General features: G+C 68.2%; 21 protein-coding genes. 17 read left to right on the top strand and 4 right to left on the bottom strand.

Features of this window, described 5'->3' with window-relative positions:
• Positions 1-2 precede the first annotated feature (2 nt).
• Genes ACOCEP_RS05580 through ACOCEP_RS05570 form a run of 3 tightly spaced genes read left to right on the top strand, consistent with a single transcriptional unit; the run spans position 3 to position 2,745 of the window.
• Positions 3-806 (top strand): ABC transporter ATP-binding protein, encoded by an 804-nt coding sequence (locus ACOCEP_RS05580; protein ID WP_482339594.1) that lies wholly within the window; start codon positions 3-5, stop codon positions 804-806.
• A complete protein-coding gene (locus ACOCEP_RS05575; RefSeq protein ID WP_482336117.1) occupies positions 803-2,176 on the top strand; it encodes a hypothetical protein in 1,374 nt (457 codons plus the stop codon). The genes ACOCEP_RS05580 and ACOCEP_RS05575 overlap by 4 nt, the downstream gene beginning before the upstream one ends.
• Complete coding sequence (locus tag ACOCEP_RS05570) at positions 2,173-2,745, top strand: hypothetical protein (RefSeq protein ID WP_482336116.1); 573 nt, start codon at positions 2,173-2,175, stop codon at positions 2,743-2,745. Before ACOCEP_RS05575 ends, ACOCEP_RS05570 begins: the two co-directional genes overlap by 4 nt.
• A gap of 65 nt (positions 2,746-2,810) precedes the next feature.
• Here the strand turns inward: ACOCEP_RS05570 and ACOCEP_RS05565 are convergent, their stop codons facing one another.
• A complete protein-coding gene (locus ACOCEP_RS05565; protein ID WP_482336115.1) occupies positions 2,811-3,221 on the bottom strand; it encodes a PPOX class F420-dependent oxidoreductase in 411 nt (136 codons plus the stop codon).
• Positions 3,222-3,351: 130 nt separating this feature from the next.
• Between ACOCEP_RS05565 and ACOCEP_RS05560 the strand changes: the two genes are divergently transcribed.
• Positions 3,352-4,056, top strand: a complete 705-nt coding sequence (locus tag ACOCEP_RS05560) for a lysozyme family protein (RefSeq protein WP_482336114.1) — start codon at positions 3,352-3,354, stop codon at positions 4,054-4,056.
• On the opposite strand, the gene ACOCEP_RS05555 is transcribed toward ACOCEP_RS05560, so the two are convergent.
• Positions 4,029-4,949 (bottom strand): NAD(P)/FAD-dependent oxidoreductase, encoded by a 921-nt coding sequence (locus ACOCEP_RS05555; RefSeq protein ID WP_482336113.1) that lies wholly within the window; start codon positions 4,947-4,949, stop codon positions 4,029-4,031. The genes ACOCEP_RS05560 and ACOCEP_RS05555 overlap by 28 nt on opposite strands.
• A gap of 54 nt (positions 4,950-5,003) precedes the next feature.
• On the opposite strand from ACOCEP_RS05555, the gene ACOCEP_RS05550 reads away from it, so the two are divergent.
• Positions 5,004-5,573 (top strand): helix-turn-helix domain-containing protein, encoded by a 570-nt coding sequence (locus tag ACOCEP_RS05550; protein WP_482336112.1) that lies wholly within the window; start codon positions 5,004-5,006, stop codon positions 5,571-5,573.
• Positions 5,574-5,606: 33 nt separating this feature from the next.
• On the opposite strand, the gene ACOCEP_RS05545 is transcribed toward ACOCEP_RS05550, so the two are convergent.
• Complete coding sequence (locus ACOCEP_RS05545; RefSeq protein WP_465411041.1) at positions 5,607-6,020, bottom strand: tetratricopeptide repeat protein; 414 nt, start codon at positions 6,018-6,020, stop codon at positions 5,607-5,609.
• Positions 6,021-6,092: 72 nt separating this feature from the next.
• On the opposite strand from ACOCEP_RS05545, the gene ACOCEP_RS05540 reads away from it, so the two are divergent.
• The 12 genes from ACOCEP_RS05540 to ACOCEP_RS05485 all read left to right on the top strand — a co-directional run bounded on the left by ACOCEP_RS05540 (position 6,093) and on the right by ACOCEP_RS05485 (position 19,125).
• Positions 6,093-6,569: a VOC family protein gene (locus tag ACOCEP_RS05540; protein WP_482336111.1), complete on the top strand. Its 477-nt coding sequence runs from the start codon at positions 6,093-6,095 to the stop codon at positions 6,567-6,569.
• Positions 6,570-6,684: 115 nt separating this feature from the next.
• Positions 6,685-7,971 (top strand): phosphopyruvate hydratase, encoded by a 1,287-nt coding sequence (eno, locus tag ACOCEP_RS05535; protein ID WP_126736446.1) that lies wholly within the window; start codon positions 6,685-6,687, stop codon positions 7,969-7,971.
• Between the two features lie 192 nt (positions 7,972-8,163).
• Positions 8,164-8,526, top strand: coding sequence for an FtsB family cell division protein (locus tag ACOCEP_RS05530; RefSeq protein ID WP_091598626.1), 363 nt, complete (start codon positions 8,164-8,166; stop codon positions 8,524-8,526).
• 94 nt (positions 8,527-8,620) lie between these two features.
• On the top strand, positions 8,621-9,130 hold the full coding sequence (locus tag ACOCEP_RS05525) for a DUF501 domain-containing protein (RefSeq protein ID WP_037340723.1): 510 nt from the start codon (positions 8,621-8,623) through the stop codon (positions 9,128-9,130).
• A gap of 186 nt (positions 9,131-9,316) precedes the next feature.
• Entirely contained in the window at positions 9,317-10,522 is a 1,206-nt protein-coding gene (locus ACOCEP_RS05520; protein WP_482336110.1) for a lytic transglycosylase domain-containing protein, read from the top strand.
• A gap of 22 nt (positions 10,523-10,544) precedes the next feature.
• Positions 10,545-11,498: a Ppx/GppA phosphatase family protein gene (locus tag ACOCEP_RS05515; RefSeq protein ID WP_482336109.1), complete on the top strand. Its 954-nt coding sequence runs from the start codon at positions 10,545-10,547 to the stop codon at positions 11,496-11,498.
• Positions 11,499-11,756: 258 nt separating this feature from the next.
• A complete protein-coding gene (locus ACOCEP_RS05510) occupies positions 11,757-13,376 on the top strand; it encodes a peptide ABC transporter substrate-binding protein (RefSeq protein WP_482336108.1) in 1,620 nt (539 codons plus the stop codon).
• 87 nt (positions 13,377-13,463) lie between these two features.
• Positions 13,464-14,390 carry an ABC transporter permease gene (locus ACOCEP_RS05505; RefSeq protein WP_016337270.1) on the top strand — a complete coding sequence of 309 codons (927 nt, stop codon included), beginning with the start codon at positions 13,464-13,466 and terminating at the stop codon, positions 14,388-14,390.
• Positions 14,383-15,336, top strand: coding sequence for an ABC transporter permease (locus ACOCEP_RS05500; protein WP_482336106.1), 954 nt, complete (start codon positions 14,383-14,385; stop codon positions 15,334-15,336). Before ACOCEP_RS05505 ends, ACOCEP_RS05500 begins: the two co-directional genes overlap by 8 nt.
• A gap of 6 nt (positions 15,337-15,342) precedes the next feature.
• Positions 15,343-16,335 (top strand): ABC transporter ATP-binding protein, encoded by a 993-nt coding sequence (locus ACOCEP_RS05495; protein ID WP_482336105.1) that lies wholly within the window; start codon positions 15,343-15,345, stop codon positions 16,333-16,335.
• Positions 16,328-17,326, top strand: a complete 999-nt coding sequence (locus tag ACOCEP_RS05490; RefSeq protein WP_482336104.1) for an ABC transporter ATP-binding protein — start codon at positions 16,328-16,330, stop codon at positions 17,324-17,326. The genes ACOCEP_RS05495 and ACOCEP_RS05490 overlap by 8 nt, the downstream gene beginning before the upstream one ends.
• A 98-nt stretch (positions 17,327-17,424) precedes the next feature.
• Positions 17,425-19,125 carry a S8 family serine peptidase gene (locus ACOCEP_RS05485; RefSeq protein ID WP_482339592.1) on the top strand — a complete coding sequence of 567 codons (1,701 nt, stop codon included), beginning with the start codon at positions 17,425-17,427 and terminating at the stop codon, positions 19,123-19,125.
• Positions 19,126-19,215: 90 nt separating this feature from the next.
• Here the strand turns inward: ACOCEP_RS05485 and ACOCEP_RS05480 are convergent, their stop codons facing one another.
• Positions 19,216-19,968 (bottom strand): hypothetical protein, encoded by a 753-nt coding sequence (locus tag ACOCEP_RS05480; protein WP_482336103.1) that lies wholly within the window; start codon positions 19,966-19,968, stop codon positions 19,216-19,218.
• Positions 19,969-20,014: the final 46 nt, after the last annotated feature.

The following is a 20,014-nucleotide window of genomic DNA, read 5'->3' as shown; positions in this document are numbered from 1 at the left end:
TGATGCGTGCTGTCGGGGCCGCGGAGGTCGCACCGACGACCTACGCGTGGCAGATCAAGGCGGAGGGGCTGAAGGTCCGGGTCGGCAAACGCAAGTTCGCCGTGAACGGGCTCGACCTGGAACTGGGCACGGGGGTGCATGGTCTGCTCGGCCCGAACGGGGCCGGGAAGACCACGCTGATCCGGGCACTGGCGACGGTGCTCCGGCCGGCGGAGGGAGGGCTGACGCTGCTCGGTGAATCCGTCGGGGGGTTCACCGATCAGCGCCGCCTGCGCCGTCGTATCGGCTATCTGCCGCAGAACTTCGGTTACTACAAGCGGTTCACCGTCCGCGAGTTCGTCGAGTACATCGCGTGGCTGAAGGAAATGTCCAAAGAGGACATCCCGGCCGCGGTGCAGAGGTCCATCGAACGGGTCGGCCTCGCCGACCGGGCCGACGACCGGATGAAGACGCTGTCCGGCGGCATGGTCCGGCGGGTCGGGATCGCGCAGGCGATCGTGAACGATCCGGACGTCCTCCTGCTGGACGAGCCGACCGCCGGGCTCGACCCGGCGCAGCGCGTGCGGTTCCGGGACCTCCTGCAGGAAATCGGCCGTGACGCCTGCGTCGTCGTCTCGACGCATCTCGTCGAGGACGTCGCGACGGCCTGCACCGACGTCGTCCTGTTCGAAAACGGGAAGCTCGTTTTCCAGGGCACGCCGGACGAGCTGGCCGCGGCCGGGACCGAGAAACACGTCGGCGACAGCCCGATCGAGCGTGGCTACTCGGCGCTGCTGGGGCACGAGCAGGGAAGGGGGAACTGGTGAACAAGCGTGTCCTGCGGACCGAACTCCGCCGTTCCGTCGCCCCCTGGGCCACGCTCGCGATCCTCGTCGTCGCGTTCGGCTTCCTGTATTCGTTCAGCGGTCCGTGGACGAAGGCGCCACTCGCCTGGGACGAGCACTGGACGCACGCCGCGGAATGGAGCCGGTTCCTGCTGGTGTTCCTGTGGCCGATCGCGATCGGTGCAGGTGTCATCCAGGGCATGCGCGACAAGCGGTCCGGCGCGGTCGAACTCATGGCCACCATGCCGCGCCCCGGCTGGCAGCGGGCCGCGAAACTCGCCGGTGCGCTGGGCGGCCTGCTGGTGCTGGGCTATCTGCTGATCTTCGCCGTCGGTGCCGTCCAGGCCGCCTTCAACGGCGGGTTCTTCACCTTCGGCTGGCTGCCGATCGTCGTGGTCGGTGTGCTCGCGATGCTCGCGGGCGCCTGGATCGGGCTCGGGATCGGCCGGTTGCTGCCGCATCCGCTGACCGCGCCCGCGGTGGCCGTCACCGCGTTCGTAGCCGTTCTCCTGTTCCAGTTCGCCGGGGCGGAGGGCAGCGCGCTGGCCGGGTTCGTGCCGTTCCGGGTCTCCCTGCTCTCACCCGCGATGGACGTCGTCCGGGATCCGTTCAGCACCACCGCGGACCGGGTGGATCTCGGGCAGGTGGTCTGGCTCGCCGGACTGGCCGTGACCGGATTCCTCCTGCTGGCTGCCCGCTCCAAGCGGGCGAAGGGGCTCGCCGTCGTCCCCGCGCTGGCGGCGGTCGTGATCGCTTTGCCCGTTCTTCCCGGCAGCACGGCCGAAGCCGAGGTCGCCGACCCGGACGCGACGGAGATGGTCTGCGACGGCCCGGTCTGCGTCCCGCGCATGTTCGAGGCCGAACTGCCCCGCCTCGCCGAGCCGGGCAAGAAAGCGTTGAGGCTGTTGGGCACTTTGCCGGACCCGCCGGTCAAGGTCACGGCATTGGACCGGCGGCTGGGTTACGAGGAGGTGCCGCCGCGTGCCGCCGACACCGTCTACGTGGACCTGGTGGATTGGTCCATCCGTTCGATCGTGAATCCGGATGAGATGACGCGGACACTGGTCGCCGGCGCGGGGACGCCGACCTGTTACGCCGTGAGAGGTGGTGACCGGTCCTTCTCCGACGAACTCACCGCGCGGGCGATCTCGTCGAGCTGGTTCCTCGGTGAGTGGGAGATGGACAGGGGTTCGCGGCTGGGCGACAGGATATGGAGCGAGGTCCTCAGGAGCTGGCAGACCTTCCGTGCCCTGCCGCCTGACGTGCAGCGGGAGCGGATCATCGCGCAGCGCCAGGCGGGCCTGACCTGTCGAGGCAACCAGCTCGACATCCTCCTCGGGGGTGCCCGATGAGATGGGCGGCGCTGTACGCGCGGTCACGCGCCATGCCCGCGTCGTTCGCGGGGCTGGCGGTGAGCATGGCGGCGATCTGGTTCCTGGCGCGGGACCGCTGGTCGGAGATCCCGGTTTCCCTGGCGCTTCTGGTGGCGATCGCGGTGACCGCCGTCGGGCTCAGCGGGCAGGACACCGATCTCGACCGGACCGCCGCGATCCGCTGGGCGCCGCGCCGTGTCCTCCATCTCCTGCTGATCGGCGGACTCGGCCTCGGTGCGGCGCTGCTGCCGCGGCTGTGGGAGGTGGAGCGGGCCCCGGTGGAGTTCATCGTGCGGAACGCGGGTGGGCTGCTCGGTCTCGCCGGGATCGCCGCGGTGGTGTTCGGCGGAGCCTTCGGGTGGACGTTGCCGCTGCTCGGGTTCGCGGTCTCGTTCGTGGTCTGGGCCACCACGTCGAGTACGGAGAGCGCGCATCTGGTGATCACCTGGCTCTTCCAGCCGGCCGGTGTCGCGGAAGCCACGTGGACGGCCGCGGTGCTGGCCGTGGCGGGCCTCGGGCTTTACGCGGTCTTCGGCAACCGTCGCTGATATGTCATGAAAGGGTCGTTCCTGACGAAAAACGTCAGGAACGACCCTTTCATGACATCCGGGACTCAGACGTTCCGGTTGTGCGGAACGAGATCGAGCGGGTCGTGGTCCGGGTCGTCGACACCGAGGCTGATGATCCGCGACGGGTGGATCCGGATCACCGCGCCGTCGAGATGGCCGTCGGGGGTGCGGGCGCCGGTCAGCGCCTCGGCCCGGCCGCGGATCTCGAGGCAGCGGATCCTCGGCGGGTCCTGCGAGGGCATGTCGTCCACCACGAACGCGGCCTGCCCGTTCGCGGCCACGTTCCGGAACTTCTTGCTCCTCGCCAGTTCGTAGCCGGTGATGTCGATCGTCTTGGTCTCGGTGTTGTAGGCGTAGCCGACGGGGCTGACCTGCAGCGTGCCGTCCGGCTGCGCCGTGGCGAGCCGCCCGAGACCTTGGGTGGCGAGGTAGTCGAGTTCCGCTTCACTGAACATGGAAAGCAGTGTGATACCTCCATATAACTGGAGGTCAAGGGGCTCTTGGTCGCCGATCGGTTCTACCGTCGGTCGGGTTCGTAAGCCGAATGGGTCATCGCCCGGAAGTGTGGCGAAGTAACCTGACCGGGTGGCCGAAACCGCCCAGAGCACCGAAGCCCCGGAGCATGCTGCCCGACCTCTGCCGCCGTACGTGCCCAGGCTCGCTTTCGCGGGCGGGCTCGTGCTCACGGGCGTGGTGCTGATCATGACCGTCGGGGTGAACCGGCCGGGAGGCGAGGAGCCGCCACCGCCGGCTCAGCCCCAGCCCGCGCTCGCGGTTCCCGACCAGAAGCCCCAGCCGGGGGCGGCGACGCCGCGCGCGGGGCTCGCCGCGCCGCCCGACCGGCCCACCGTTTCCGACGCGGCCGAATTGGAGACCTGGGCGAACCGGGTGGCGGCGAAGACGCGGCTTCCCGTCGCCGACCTTTCCGCCTACGGCCGGGCCGAGATGTGGCTCCGGCGGCAGAAGCCGGGCTGCCACCTCTCGTGGGCGACGCTCGCCGGGATCTCCCACGTCGAGACGGCGCAGGGCAGGCCCGGCCCGATCACGCTCCCGGCCGACGTCTGGGCCAAGCATTCCGCCCGGGCCAGGAGCGACGGCAAACAGCCGGATCCGAAGGACGTCGACGACGCCGCCTTCGCCACCGCCCGTTACCTGTGCGCCGCCGGCGACGACGTCGCCACCCCGGACGGCTGGTGGAAGGCGATGCGGATGTTCGACCCGGCGGTGCCCTACGCCCAGGAGGTCTTCAGCGCGGCCGACACCTACGCGGACGCCAGCGTCGCTCCCTGATCTTCGAGCACCAGGTCGAAGTTGAGCGCCGACGCCATCCGGTAGGCGTCGCCCGCGGCGACGACCAGCTGTGCCATCGGATCGACGACGTTCCCCGCCGCCCAGACACCGTCGACGTTCGTGCGGCCCTGAGCGTCCACCGCGATCGAACCCGTTTCGGTACGGGCGCAGCCGATCTGAGCGAGAAGCCGGTCGTGCGGGACGAACCTCGGGCCGACGAACACGACGTCGCGTTCGACGAATCCGCCGTCGACGAGCCGGACGCCGGTCAGCCGGTCGTTCTCGACGGCGAGCTCGGCCACCTTCCCGTCGACGATCCGGATGCCCAGCCCGGTCAGCTTCGCCCGGTCTTCGGCCGAGAGCTGCTGTGTATGCGTGAAGAAGGTCAGATCCTTGCTCCACTGCCAGACGATCAGCGCCTGGTGGACCGACTTGTCGGACGTGGCGAGCACGCCGAAACGCTGATCGCGCACCTCCCAGCCGTGGCAATACGGGCAATGCAGGACGTCGGCGCCGAAACGCTCCGCGACGCCGGGGACGTCCGGCAGTTCGTCGGCCAGCCCGGTGGTCACGACGATCCGGCGACCGCGGACGACCCGGCCGCTCGCCAGTTCCACCGCCTTGTCGTGCCGCAGCCGGTGGACGACGTCCTCGACGATCTCGACGCCGTACGCGCGGACCTCGTCACGGCCTATCTCCAGTAGTTCTTTGGGCGGGATGCCGTCCCTGGTCAGGAAACCGTGGGCATGGGCGGCGGGCGCGTTGCGCGGGGTGCCGCCGTCGATCACGACGACCCGGCGCCGCGCCCTGCCCAGGACCAACGCCGCGCTGAGGCCCGCGACGCCACCACCGATGATCACCACGTCGTATTCGCTGTTCATGGTGCCGAGCATCCGGACTTCTCGCCGAGTTGGCAAAGTTCATTGCCGATTTGGCAAACTGGGGGCATGGAGGACATCGAACGGCGGCTCGCCGAGGTCGGCCCGAAGCTCAAGCAGCTCCGCAAGGAACGCGGCACCACCCTCTCCGCGCTCTCGGCGGCGACGGGGATCTCCGCCAGTACGCTCTCGCGGCTCGAATCGGGCGCCAGGAAGGCCACGCTGGAACTGTTGCTCACGTTGTCGGCGGCCCATCAGGTGCCGCTCGACGAACTGGTCGGCGAACCCGAACCCGCCGACCCGCGGGTCCGGATGAAGGCGCAGAAGTTCGGCCGGTTCACCGCGTGGGCGCTGACCGCGCAGCCAGGCCAGCCACAGGCGTTCAAACTGCTGATCCCGGTCGAAGACATCGAGCCGGTGCAGCGCACCCACGAGGGCTACGAATGGATGTACGTCCTCAGCGGACGGTTGCGGGCGTTGCTCGGCGACCGCGACTTCACGATGGGGCCGGGCGAGGCCGCGGAGTTCGACACGCGGGTGCCGCATTGGTTCGGCAGCGCGGGGCCGGGACCGGTGGAGCTGCTGGTGCTGTTCGGCAAGCAGGGCGAGCGGGCCCACCTGCGGGCCCGCTCGAAGTGAGAGCAAAGGTCCCTCGCTCCCGCGGCGAGCGGGTCAGTCGCGCAACGCGATCCGCGCGTTGACCTCGCTGATCGCTTCCAGATACTCCGGGATCGGGTGCATCGCCGACGCTATCCGCATCTGCGCGAGCGCCTCGGTCAGCCTGCCGAGGCGCTGGAGGGTCCGCCCGAGCACGAACCGGGCGTAATGGTCGGTGGGATCCAGCTCCAGCACCCGGGTGAAGGCGCGTTCGGCCCGCCGCAACTGTGCGGAGTGGAAGTACGCGCGGCCTGCCAGCAATTGGACGCTCGGTTTGTCGGTTTCGTCCTCCAGCAAGGGCTCCAGGGCCTTGAGGGCGTCGAGCGGCCTGCGGCTTTCGACCAGCGCCTCCGCCCGTCGGAAGGCGCGGAACCGGGACTCGCCGGACGAGTCCTCACCGGGTTCTGGGGCGGGTTCGGCATCCATCATGGTCCGCTCCACGATACGCCTGGGCAGGGCCGTTCACGAGGAGCTGAAACGGTCATGGTGGACTGTCCTGCCATGAGCAGTGCCGAAGAATGCGAGCCCGGCTACCTCGGCCTGGCGCCGTACCTCTACTACGCCGATGCCACCGAGGCGGTCGCGTGGCTGGTCAGAGTGTTCGGGTTCACCGAGGAAGTGCGCTTCGCCGACGCCTCCGGCGAGGTGTTCCAGGCCACTCTGTGCGCCGGTCCGGCCAAGATCCAGCTGGCCGGGGTCGGCCCCGAGTACTGGCAGGCGAAGGGCGTCGACGGTCCCGTCGGGCAGCTGAACATCGTGTACGTCCCCGACGCCGACGCGCAGTACGAGCGCGTCCGCGCCGCGCTCGGCGACGACGCCGACATCGACGCGCCGCAGGATCAGCCTTACGGCGCCCGTGTGTTCACCGTCTCCGACATCGGCGGCAACAGCTGGACCTTCTGGCAGCAGTTCTCCGACACCGTCGAGCTTCCGTCGGGCTGGAAGGAAGTCCGGGCGGACGAACCAGCAACCGAATAGGTAGGTCGGAAGGTCTGGTCGGGCGCGATGTGGCGCGTGCCTCCAACGGGTGAACTGCGGTGACGGCTAGGCTGGGCCCGGTCACCGCAGGCACAACCCACATGAGGAGCATGGCGTGGCGCTCATCGAGCAGGTAGGCGCTCGCGAGATTCTGGACTCGCGAGGCAACCCGACGGTCGAAGTGGAGGTGGCTCTCGACGACGGCACGCTGGCGCGGGCCGCGGTCCCCTCGGGTGCGTCCACCGGCGAACACGAAGCCGTCGAGCTGCGTGACGGCGACACCGGCCGGTACAACGGCAAGGGTGTCGAGCGCGCGGTCGCGGCCGTCCTGGACGAGATCGGCCCCGACCTGGTCGGCACCGACGCCGTCGACCAGCGCATCGTCGACCAGAAGCTGGTCGACCTCGACGGCACGCCGGCGAAGTCCCGCCTCGGCGCGAACGCCATCCTCGGTGTTTCGCTCGCCGTCGCGAAGGCCGCCGCGGAGTCGGCCGAGCTGGAGCTGTTCCGCTACCTCGGCGGGCCGAACGCGCACGTGCTGCCGGTGCCGATGCTGAACATCCTCAACGGTGGCGCGCACGCCGACACCGATGTCGACATCCAGGAATTCATGATCGCGCCGATCGGCGCCGAGTCGTTCCGCGAGGCCCTGCGCTGGGGCACCGAGGTCTACCACTCGCTGAAGTCGGTCCTGAAGGGCCGCGGCCTGGCCACCGGTCTCGGTGACGAAGGCGGCTTCGCGCCCAGCCTGAAGAACAACCGCGAGGCGCTCGACCTGATCCTTCAGGCGATCGAGAAGGCCGGGTACGCCCCGGGCCGCGACGTCGCGCTCGCGCTCGACGTCGCCGCGACGGAGTTCTTCTCCGACGGCGCGTACACCTTCGAAGGCGCGAAGAAGAGCGCCGAGCAGATGTCGGCTTACTACGGTGAGCTCGTCCGCGACTACCCGCTCGTGTCCATCGAGGACCCGCTGAGCGAGGACGACTGGGACGGCTGGGTCCAGCTGACCACCGAGCTCGGCGAGAAGGTCCAGCTGGTCGGCGACGACCTGTTCGTCACCAACCCGGACCGGCTCGAAGAGGGCATCACCCGCCGCGCCGCCAACGCGCTGCTGGTGAAGGTCAACCAGATCGGCACCCTGTCGGAGACCCTCGACGCGATCTCGCTGGCCACCTCGTACGGCTACAAGTCGATGATGAGCCACCGGTCCGGCGAGACCGAGGACACCTTCATCGCCGACCTCGCGGTCGCGACCGGTGTCGGCCAGATCAAGACCGGCGCCCCGGCGCGCGGCGAGCGGATCGCCAAGTACAACCAGCTGCTCCGCATCGAGGAGACCCTCGCCGACGCGGCGCGCTACGCCGGCGACCTCGCGTTCCCGCGGTTCAGCACCGAGGGATAACGAACGATGGCGGACCGGGGGAGGGCGCGGACGACCCGTCGTGGCGGCGGGCGCGCGGGCGGCGGTGGCTCCAGCAGGGGCCGCCGTCCGGAGCGTGCCCGTCGCACGACGACGACGGAGGTCCGCGCCCGAACCCGGTTGCGGCGCAGCCTGGCGGCGAAACGGGCATCGGGTGCCGCGAAGGTGCTCGGCATGTCCACCACCCGCCGGGCCGCGGTGGTGGCGATCGTGGTGTGCGCGCTCGCGTTCACCATCGCCGTCCCGCTGCGCACGTACCTCAGCCAGAAATCCGAGGTGACCGAGCAGCAGCAGTTGCAGTCCGAACTGCAGCGCAGCGTCACCCAGCTGGAAGGCCGCAAGGCCGAGCTGAGCGACCCGGCGCAGATCGAGGCGGAAGCGCGCAAGCGGTTCGGTTTCGTGAAGCCCGGCGAGACGCCGTACATCGTGCAGCTCCCCGAGGACAAGGCGCCCGAGCAGGGGCAGCCGCAGGGTCAGCAGCCGGTGCCCGCGGGCTCTTGGTACGAGAAGCTGTGGGATCAGGTCGCGGGCGGCTGAAGGGGACCTTTACCGCGTGAGACGCGGTGAAGGGAGCTTTCAGCACGTCCTATGCGGGGAAAGCGTCCTTCGGCCGCGCGTTAGCCTTACGGGTGTGAACAGCACGGAAAAGTCTTCCTTCGAGCCTGTGACCGACGCCGACCGCGAGATCATCGCGGAACAGCTCGGCCGGGCCCCCCGTGCGCTGCGCGCCGTCGCCGCGCGCTGCCCGAGCGGTCACCCGTCGGTCGTGCAGACGAGCCCCCGCCTGGACGACGGCACGCCGTTCCCGACGCTCTACTACTTGACCTGCCCGAAGCTGACGTCGATGGTCGGCACGCTCGAAGCGTCCGGGCTGATGAAGGAGATGACCGACCGGCTCGCGGAGGACCCCGAGCTGGCGGCCGCCTACCAGCGGACCCACGAGAGCTACCTGGCCGAACGCGACGCCATCGACTCGCTCGGCCACGAGGTCAGCGCGGGCGGGATGCCCGGGCGCGTCAAATGCCTGCACGTCCACCTGGCACACACGCTGGCCGTCGGCCCCGGCGTGAACCCGTTCGGCGACGAAACCCTCGCGTTGCTCAAGGCGAACGGCTGGCCGTCCGGCGACTGCCAGGGGTAACACCCGTCGCTGATGAACAGATAGTTCCTCCAGGTGGGTTAATTCACCCGATGTCGACCAACTGGTCTTCCCCTATGGGGTGAAACCGGTCACCGCATGCGGCAGGCTGGGCACCAGGTGTGGGGTTCGTCGGGGTGAGTGAGTACCGGATCGCCGGATCGCGATCCGCCGGGAGGGTTCTGAGGTATGCGCGTGAGGCACGTGCCAGGCGCGGTGACGGGTGCTGTATCCCTGGGCTCTCGGCTGAGACACGTACCTCGAGCCGCCCGGAGACTCTGTCTCCGGCACCGCACGATCGCCGCGGTGGCCGGAGGTGTCCTCGCCATCGTCCCGGCCTGTGCCGCGGTCGTCGGTGCCGGCAGCTGGGCCGCGACGGCGAGCACGGTCCATTCCGACGATGTCGCCCTCGTCGGCGGCTACGACCCGAAGAACCCGCTCGTCCATCAGATCGGCGTGGACGGCAGCCTGCCGAACGCGCCGACCCCGCTCCCGCTCCCCGCGGACGAACTCCCCGAGGGACCGCTCGGCATCCCGGTCACCGCGCTCGCCGCGTACCGCAACGCCGCCGACATCCTCATCGCCGAACAGCCCGGCTGCCACATCGACTGGGCTCTGATCGCGAGTATCGGCCGGATCGAGTCCAATCACGCGCGCGGCGGTTACGTCGACGCGAAGGGCAACACCCTCGAACCGATCCTCGGCCCGCAGCTCAACGGCGCCGGGCCGTTCGCGGCCATCCCGGACACCGACGGCGGCAAGTACGACGGAGACACGGTGTGGGACCGAGCCGTCGGCCCGACGCAGTTCATCCCGTCGACGTGGAAGGGCTACGCCTCCGACGGCAACGGCGACGGCGAGTCGAACCCGAACAACATCTTCGACGCCGCGCTGGGCACGGGCCGGTACCTGTGCTCCGGTGGGCTCGATCTGTCCAAACCGGACCAGCTGCGCGCGGCCGTGTTCCGCTACAACAACTCGGACACCTATGTGAACACCGTGCTGATCTGGGCCGAGGCGTACCGCACGGGTGTGCTGCCGACGCCGGACAGCAAGGTGCCCATCGGCGCCCCGAACGCCGGCGCCGCCCCGCCGCCCGCGTCGGTGCCGCCGCCTCCGGTGCCGTCGACACCGCCCGGTTCGGTGACGCCGCCGCCGTCGAACACCTTGCCGGGAACGAACTCGAGTTCCAGTTCGTCGCCTTCGAAATCGTCTTCAAGCTCGAAGCCGCCGCAGTGCCCGACGGTCACCGAGACGGAGACGGTGCCGAACACGAACACCAGCACCAGCCCGACGACCACGACTTCGACTCCGCCGCCGACGACCTGCAGCTCGCCGACGACGACGACCACGACCACGACGGTGACGGACGGCGGCGGGACCAAGACGCCCTGATCGCATTGTCTAAGCTCGGGGCATGCCTCGTGTTGCCGCGATCGACTGTGGGACCAACTCCATCCGCCTGCTCGTCGCCGAGCTGACGCCCCGCCACGACGGGACGGTCGACCTGCGCGACCTGCACCGCGAGATGCGGATCGTCCGCCTCGGCCAGGGCGTGGACGCCACCGGCAGGCTGGCCCCCGAAGCGCTCGAACGCACCCGTAAGGCGCTGGCCGACTACACGATCGCCGCGCGCCGCAAGGGCGTCGAAAAGGTCCGCATGGTCGCGACCTCCGCGACCCGTGACGCGAGCAACCGCGACGAGTTCTTCGCGATGACGCGTGAGGTGCTCGGCACCGAGGCCGAGATCATCAGCGGTGACGAAGAGGCCCGCCTGTCCTTCACTGGCGCGGTCGGCGAGCAGGACCCCGACGACGGCCCCTTCGTGGTGGTCGACGTCGGCGGCGGCTCGACCGAGCTCGTGGTCGGCACCTGGGACGGCCGCCAGGCCGAGGTCATCGCGGCCAAGTCGGTCGACATCGGCTGCGTGCGGATCACCGAGCGCGCGCTGAAGTCGGACCCGCCGACCGCGGCCGAGATCGCCGAAGCCCGCGAGCTGGCCGCCAAGGTCCTCACCGAGGCCTTCGACGTGGTGGACGTGTCCACCGCCAAGACGTGGATCGGCGTCGCCGGGACGGTCACGACCCTGACCGCCGTGGCGCAGGGCCTGTCGGAGTACGACTCCGAGCGCACCCACCTCTCGAAGCTCTCCCACGCCGACATCGACCGCGTCGCGCGGTCGCTCCTCACGGCCGACCACGCCACCCGTGCCGCGAACCCGGTGATCCACCCCGGCCGGGTCGACGTGATCGGTGGCGGTTCGGTGATCGTGCAGGTGCTGGCCGAGCAGTTCGCCACGCGCGGTGGTCCCGACGAGCTGGTGATCTCCGAGCACGACATCCTCGACGGGATCGCCCTGTCCTTGGCCTGACGGGTCGGGTTTTCTCTTACAGGAAGCCATTTCTTTAGGTGATCAAGCGGTGACCTCCAGTCCGGATTGGGCCGTTCGGCGCAGCGTCGTTCCTACCAACGTTGTGCTCTAACCGGGTGGTCCGGGAGACCGTCACACATTTGCAACACCAACGCACTGTGATCGCCTTCACCTGTCCCATAGCGTCGTCTCACCTTCTGGACGGTGGGGCGCGACCAGCGCTCGCCGGACGATCCGACGACGAGAGTTGGAGTGGACATGCGGGCTTCACGCGGGTTCTGGGGAGCGACGGCGGTGGTGGCCACGGCGGCCCTGCTGCTGACGGCCTGTGGAGGTGGTGGCTCCAGCGAGAACAAGGGGTCCGGCGCCGTCGACGCCAACGCGTCGGTTTCGGTCTACGGCACCGAGCCGGAGAACTCGCTGATTCCCGCCAACACCAACGAGCTCGGTGGGTCCAAGGCGCTCAAGCCGGTCTTCTCGGCGCTCGTCGGCTACAAGTCCGACACCGCCGAGCCGTACAACCTGATGGCCGAATCGATCACCACGACCGATTCCAAGGTCTTCGACATCAAGATCAAGAAGGGCTGGAAGTTCCACGACGGGACCGAGGTCAAGGCCAAGAACTTCGTCGACGCCTGGAACTACAGCGCGAACGGCAAGAACGGCATGCAGAACGCGTCGTTCTTCGAGCAGATCCAGGGCTACGACGAGATCAGCGCCAAGGAACCGGCCGTCCAGACGATGTCCGGGCTCAAGATCGTGAACGACTACGAGTTCCAGGCCACCCTCAAGGGCCCGTTCTCCGTATTCGCGACCAAGATCGGCTACCTCGCCTTCGCGCCGCTGCCGGACAAGTTCTTCGCCGACCCGGAGGCGTTCGCCAAGGCCCCGATCGGGAACGGGCCGCTGAAGTTCGTTTCGCGCACGCCCAACCAGAACATGAAGCTCACGCGGTTCGACGAGTACCAGGGCGAGGACAAGGTCAAGTTCAAGGACCTGGAAGTCCGCATCTACACCAGCCAGGAGACCGCGTACCAGGATCTGCTGAGCAACCGCCTCGACTTCATGGAGGCGCTCCCGCCCGCGGCGAAGGCAGGCGGCAAGTACAAGACCGACCTCGGTGAACGTCTGGTCGAAGGGAAGCTGCTCGGCATCAGCGCGCTCGCCCTTCCGTACTACGTCCCGGGTTACGACAACCTCGATCTGCGCAAGGCGATCTCGCTGGCCATCGACCGCGAGCAGATCGTCAAGACCGTCATGAACGACACCTACGCGCCCGCCGACGGCTACGTGTCGCGCGGTATCGAGGGCTACCGGCCCGGTGTCTGCGGCGAGTTCTGCAAGTTCGATCCGGTGAAGGCCAAGGAGTTCTTCGCGAAGTCCGGTTTCACCGGCAAGCTGACCATCGCGTCGAACGCCGACGGTGGCCGCAAGGAGCCGCTGGTCGCGGCGTGCAACAGCATCAAGAACGCGCTCGGCGTCGAATGCGACTTCGTGCCGGCGACCGACTTCGGGCAGTGGCGCAGCATCGTGAACAACCGCCAGCTGACCGGCATGGGCCGCTCCGACTGGTCCGCCGACTACCCGTCGATCGAGAACTACCTGAACCCGCGCTACAAGAGCACCGGTTCGTCGAACGACTCCACGTACAACAACCCGGCCGTCGACGCGCTGCTGACCCAGGCGGACCAGACCGCCGACAAGGCGGCCGCGATCAAGCTGTACCAGCAGGCCGAGGACCTCATCGCGAAGGACCTGCCGCAGATCCCCGTGTGGGAGGAGAAGGGTGTCGGCGGCAAGTCGAACCGGCTCAAGGTCGCGAAGCTCGACTTCGGCCGTCTCGCGGACTACTCGTCCATCGAGGTCGCGGCGAAGTAATCGCGTGGTCGTGCCGGCCGGGAGCGCACCGCTCCCGGCCGGCCGGACCCACGGCTCCCACCACGCGATCCCCAGGACGGCACGCCCATGCCCCAGTACATCCTTCGACGCCTACTTCAACTCATCCCGGTCTTCTTCGGCACGACGTTCCTCATCTACGCCCTCGTCTGGGCGGTGCCCGGTGACCCGTTCGCCGGCAAATGCGGCCAGGTCGCCTGCCCGCCCGCCTACATCGAGATGATGACGGCGAAGTTCAACCTCGACGATTCGATCTTCGTCCAGTACTTCAAATACCTCGGCAACCTGTTCACCGGCGACTGGGGCGAGACCTTCAACGGTGTCTCGGTCGGCGAGCTGATCGGCAACGCCTATCCGGTGACCGTCCGGCTCGCCCTCATCGCGGTGGCCATCGAAGCGATCATCGGCCTGTCCGCCGGCATCCTGACCGGCCTGCGCGGCAAGGGTTTCCTCGACAACCTCGTGCTGATGTCCACCACGTTCCTGATCTCGATCCCGGTGTTCGTCACCGCGATCGTGCTCCAGATCGTGCTCGGTTCGGAACTGGGCATCATCGACGCGAGCGTGTCCGAGGACGCCACGATCGGCGAACTGATCGTGCCAGGAATCGCGCTCGGCAGCCTTTCCATGGCCTACATAGCCCGGCTGACCAGGACGAGCATCGCGGAGAACCGGCACGCCGACTACGTCCGCACGGCCGTCGCGAAAGGGCAGCCGCGCAGCCGGGTCGTCGGCGTGCACCTGCTCCGGAACTCGGTGATCCCGGTGCTGACCTTCATCGGCACCGACATCGGCGCGCTCATGGGCGGGGCCATCGTCACCGAAGGCGTGTTCAACATCAACGGCATCGGCGGGCTCATCTTCCGCGGTATCCAGAACCGGGAGGGCGCCACCGTCACCGGCGTCGTCGTCCTGCTGGTGATGGTCTACCTGCTGGTGAGTCTCATCGTCGATCTGCTCTACGCCGTTCTCGACCCGAGGATCCGTTATGACTGACCCCAATGTGGCCGGCGGGGTGTCCTCTGTGGACGTCGCCGGCGCCGGTGTCGCCGACGATTCCGCGGAGGCGCACAAGCCGCGCAGCCTCGGCGGCGACGCCTGGCGGATGTTGCGCAAGCGGCCGTCGTTCATCATCTCCGCCGTCATCATCGCGCTCGTCGTGCTCATCGCGATCGCGCCCGACCTGTTCAGCTCCCGGCCCGCCGGGTTCAGCGATCTGCTCCACGCCAACGAAGGACCGTCCGCGGACGCCTGGTTCGGTTACGACAACCAGGGATACGACGTCTACGCGCGGACCATCCACGGCGCGCGGGCGTCGCTGCTGGTCGGTGTCTTCGCGACGATCCTGACGATCCTGATCGGTTCGGTGGTCGGGATCGTCGCCGGGTACTACGGCCGTCTCGTCGACAGCCTGTTCTCGCGAGTGGGCGACATCTTCGCGGCGCTGCCGTTCGTGCTCGGCGCGATCGTCATCCTGACCACGTTCAACGCGCCCGGCTCGAATCCCGGCGTGGTGACCATCATCGTGCAGGTGGTGGTCTCGATCGCCGCGCTGAGCTGGCCGGTGGCGATGCGCATCATGCGGTCGGCGACGCTGGTGGCCAAACAGCTCGACTACGTCAAAGCCGCGCGCGGGCTCGGCGCGAGCACACCGCGCATCGTGTTCCGGCATCTGCTGCCCAACACGGTCGCGCCGGTGCTGGTCTACGGGACCATCGCGCTCGGCGCGTTCATCGGCGCGGAAGCCACACTGGCGTATCTCGGTGTCGGCGTGCGTCCGCCGGTCGTCTCCTGGGGTGTGATGATCAGCGACGCGCGGGACTACTTCCGGGTGAACCCGCACATGCTGTTGTTCCCCGCGGGGTTCGTGACCATCACCGTGCTCGCGTTCGTCATGCTCGGTGACGGTATCCGCGACGCGCTCGACCCGAAGGCCCGGTGATCGTCCGTGTCCGACGAACTGCTGCTGGAGGTGGAAGACCTCCATGTCGAATTCCGCACGTCCGATGGCGTCGCGACCGTGCTCAACGGCGTCGACTACTCCGTGCACGCCGGGGAAACCCTTGCCGTGCTGGGAGAATCGGGCTCCGGCAAGAGCGTCACGGCGCAGACCGTGATGGGCATCCTCGACAGCCCGCCCGCCGTCGTCACCGGCGGCGCGATCCGGTACCGCGGTGAGGATCTGCTCACCGCCACCGAAGAGCGGCGGCGTGAAGTGCGGGGCGGGGAGATCGCGATGATCTTCCAGGACGCGCTCTCGGCGCTGAATCCTGTGTTCACCGTGGGCTTCCAGATCGAGGAACAGCTGCGGGTCCGGCTCGGCATGTCCAAAAAGGACGCTCGGAAGCGGGCGATCGAACTGCTCGACATCGTGCGCATCCCCGCCGCCGCCCGCCGGGTCCGCGAGTACCCGCACCAGTTCTCGGGCGGGATGCGGCAGCGCGCGATGATCGCCATGTCGCTCGCGCTCGACCCGGATCTGCTGATCGCGGACGAGCCGACGACCGCGCTCGACGTCACCGTGCAGGCCCAGATCATGGACCTGCTGGCGGAGATCCAGGCCGAACGGCGGATGGGGCTGATCCTGATCACCCACGACCTGGCGGTGGTCGCCGAGGTCGCCGACCGGATCGCGGTGATGTACGCGGGCCGGATCGTCGAACAGGCCGACGTCGCCGAGCTCTTCCGTTCGCCGGGGCATCCCTACACCGAGGCGCTGATGGCCTCGCTGCCGCGGCTCGACCTCAAAGGACAGACGCTGGAGACCATCAAGGGCCTGCCGCCGAGCCTGCTGAACATCCCGTCCGGCTGCCCGTTCCATCCGCGCTGCCCGCGGGCGGAAGGCCGGTGCGAGACCGAACGGCCCGCCCTGCACAACCTCGGTTTCGGCCGGGTCAGCGCCTGCCACTTCGCCGACGAGGTGGTGAGCGATCGTGTCTGAGCCCATTCTGCGCGTCGAAAACCTGGTGAAGTACTTCCCGGTGCGGGCCGGGATCCTCTTCAAACGCACCATCGGGCACGTGAAGGCCGTCGACGGCGTCTCCTTCGATCTGATGCCGGGCGAAACGCTGGGTGTGGTGGGGGAATCCGGCTGCGGCAAGTCCACTTTGGCCCAGGTGCTGATGCGGCTGGAGGAACCCACGGGCGGGCTCGCGACCTTCGAAGGCCGCGACATCTTCGCGTTGCGGGGAGCGGAACTTCGCAGGCTGCGGCGCGAGATCCAGATCGTGTTGCAGGATCCGTACACCTCGCTGAACCCGAGGATGACGGTCGGCGACATCATCGGCGAACCCTTCGAAATCCACACCGAGGTGGCGCCGAAGGGATCGCGGGCGGCCAAGGTGCGGGAGCTGCTCGACGTCGTCGGCTTGAACCCGGAGCACATCAACCGCTACCCGCACCAGTTCTCCGGCGGGCAGCGCCAGCGCATCGGGATCGCGCGGGCGCTGGCGTTGCGGCCGAAGGTGATCATCTGCGACGAGCCGGTTTCCGCGCTGGACGTTTCGATCCAGGCACAGGTGATGAACCTGCTCGGTGATCTGCAGAAGGAATTCGGCCTTTCCTATGTGTTCATCGCACACGATCTGTCGGTTGTCCGTCACCTTTCCACGCGGGTGGCGGTGATGTACCTCGGCAAGATCGTGGAAATGGGGACGGAAGAGGAGATCTACGAACATCCGTCGCATCCCTACACGCAGGCGCTGCTGTCCGCGGTTCCGGTCGCGGATCCGGCGCTGCGCGGGCAGCGGCAGGTGATCCGCCTGGAAGGCGACGTGCCGAGCCCGCTGGATCCGCCGTCCGGCTGCCGGTTCCGCACGCGGTGCTGGAAGGCGCAGGACATTTGCGCGGACCAGGAACCCGAATTGATCACCCGGTCCGGCGGGCATTTGTCCGCCTGTCATTTCGCGGATGAGAAAACCGTCGTCCCCTGACTTTCGTAGGGACTTCGTTGATACGCAGGGATCGCTGACGTAGTTTGCCCGAATAGTTTTCCTTCAGGAGGCAGGAAGTGAAAAAGTCCAGATCTCTCGTGGTCGCGCTGGCGGTACCGCTGTTCGGCGCGATCGTGGCCGCGCCGACGGCTTCGGCGCAGCCGCAGCTCTCCGGGGCGGCGACCGAGTTCTCGGTACTGGCCCGGGACGGCCAGAGCGTCGCTTCGGTGGAAAGGGCGGTCCGCGCCGCCGGGGGCACCGTCGTGACGAGCAACGCCGCGGTCGGCCTCGTCACCGCGACCGCGCCGGCCAACGGTTTCACCGAGCGCGTCTCCGCGGACCGGTCGGTCTTCGGTGCCGCCAAAGCGAAGGCGATCGGCACCGCGCCGAAGCAGGGCAAGGCGAAGGTCAAGCCGGGCGTCGTCGAGAAGGAGGGCCGCGGCGCCGCCTCGGCCAAGAAGCCGGTGCAGGCGAACGCCGTCGGCATGGATCCGCTCGACGACCAGCTGTGGGGCCTCAAGTCGGTCCGGTCGGACCTTTCGCGCACCAAGCAGCCGGGTGACAAGCGGGTGAAGGTCGGCGTCATCGACACCGGCGTCGACGGGAGCCACCCGGACATCGCGCCGAACTTCGACCGCGCGGCGTCGCGGAACTTCACGAAGGACATCGTCTCCGACGTCAACGGTGCCGTCGTCGACGGACCTTGTGAATTCCGCAGCTGCGTCGACCCGGCGGACCACGACGACAACGGGCACGGCACGCACGTCGCCGGCACCATCGGCGCCGCCGCGAACGGTTTCGGTGTCTCGGGTGTCGCGCCGAACGTGACGCTGGTGAACCTCCGCGCCGGGCAGGACTCGGGCTTCTTCTTCCTGCAGCCGACCGTGGACGCGATCACCTACGCCGGCGACGCCGGTGTGGACGTCGTGAACATGAGCTTCTTCACCGACCCCTGGCTGTACAACTGCACCGCGAACCCCGCGGACACCCCCGCGCAGCAGGCCGAGCAGCGCACCATCATCGAGGCGACGACCCGCGCGCTGAACTACGCGCACCGCAAGGGCGTCACCCAGGTCGTCTCGCTGGGCAACCAGCACAGCGACCTCGCCGCGCCGCAGCCGGACGCGTCGAGCCCCGGCTACCCGTCGAACAGCACGCACCCGCGGCAGATCGACAACGCGAGCTGCCTCTCGCTGCCCATCGAAGGCCCGCACACGATCGGCGTCTCGTCCTTCGGCCCGTCGCAGGCGAAGGCGGACTACTCGAACTACGGGACCGAGCAGATCTCGGTGTCCGCGCCCGGCGGATACTTCCGTGACTACTTCGGCACCCCGTGGTTCCGCACGATCGAGAACCAGATCCTCTCGACCTACCCGCGCAACGTCGGTGTCGCCGAAGGCATGATCGACGCGGACGGGAACGTCACGCCCGACGGCGTCACCGCCGGCATCAAGAAGGCGACCGCCGCCGACGGCCGTGTCGGCTACTACCAGTGGCTGCAGGGGACGTCGATGGCGTCGCCGCACGCGACCGGTGTCGCCGCGCTGATCGTTTCGCAGTACGGCAAGGGGTCGCGCGACTTCGGGATGAACCCGGACGCCGTGCAGCGGGTGCTCGAAGGCACGGCTTCGGACATCGCCTGCCCGGTGCCGCGGACCGTCGACTACCTGGACGAAGGCCGGGACGCGTCGTTCACCGCGACCTGCACCGGTGACGCTTCGTTCAACGGCTTCTACGGCCATGGTGCCGTCGACGCCTGGTCGGCTGTGACGCGGGGTGCTCAATACCTGCGAGGCTGATCTCTTCGGTTCCTTAGAGTGCTATGAACGGTCCGTTCCTTGCAAAATTTGCAAGGAACGGACCGTTCATAGCGTATGCGAGCCGGACCGTCAGGCGGCTCGATCGGTACGGACCACAGTGACATCAGGTCTCGGACGTCGCGCCGCTGCCGCGGCCGCGGCACGGAGTTCGGCGATGACCTTCTCCGGTTCGTCGCGAATCCGAGACGGCAAGGTCTGGACGACGATGATTCCCGCAGCCGCGTAGCGATTGTTGCGGTGGAGGGTCTTCCGATAGACGTCCCTGCCGAAGTGGAAGGCATACGAATCGACTTCCCATGCCATGCCGAGCTCGTCGCACCATGAATCCGGCTTGCCGATGTAGTTGCCGAAGGCATCGTAGATCTTGACGTTCCGCTCGGCAGGTGGCAGTCCCGCTTTCGTCCAGATCGCGAGCGATGCCGCTTCAGGGACAGACTTGACATCGGCGGCGAGCTCTCGGAGCACGGCGCGAGGGAGAGCTGTTCCTCGCCTGCTGCCGGATTCGAGCTCGGCGCTCAACTCGTCCACTGTGCAAAGGCCCGTCTCGATGGCTTCGATGAGCAGAGCGCGAACCGGGTCGAGATCTCGGATGCGCCTTACGCCATCCAAGACGGCTCGAGCCGGTGCCGCCAGCGGTACCCCTTCGAGCACGCGGCGTTCCGGCATCGCAATCGTTCGTTCGATGATCGCGAACTTGACGCTTCGCACCTGGTGCTGTTCGGGGATGAGCACGTGGACTGTCCCGTGAGGGCCGGATTGTCGTAGCCCGTAACGCCGCGCGGCCTCGAAGCCGGTGACGATTCCCAGAGCATGGGTGAGCATTAGGGCGGCTTCCACTCGCTGCCGTGCGCTTGGCCGCTCCTTCGAG

This window comes from Amycolatopsis sp. CA-211722 (assembly GCF_056828465.1).
Note: the sequence above shows the minus strand (reverse complement) of the source record. Positions and strands in the feature narration are given on the sequence as shown.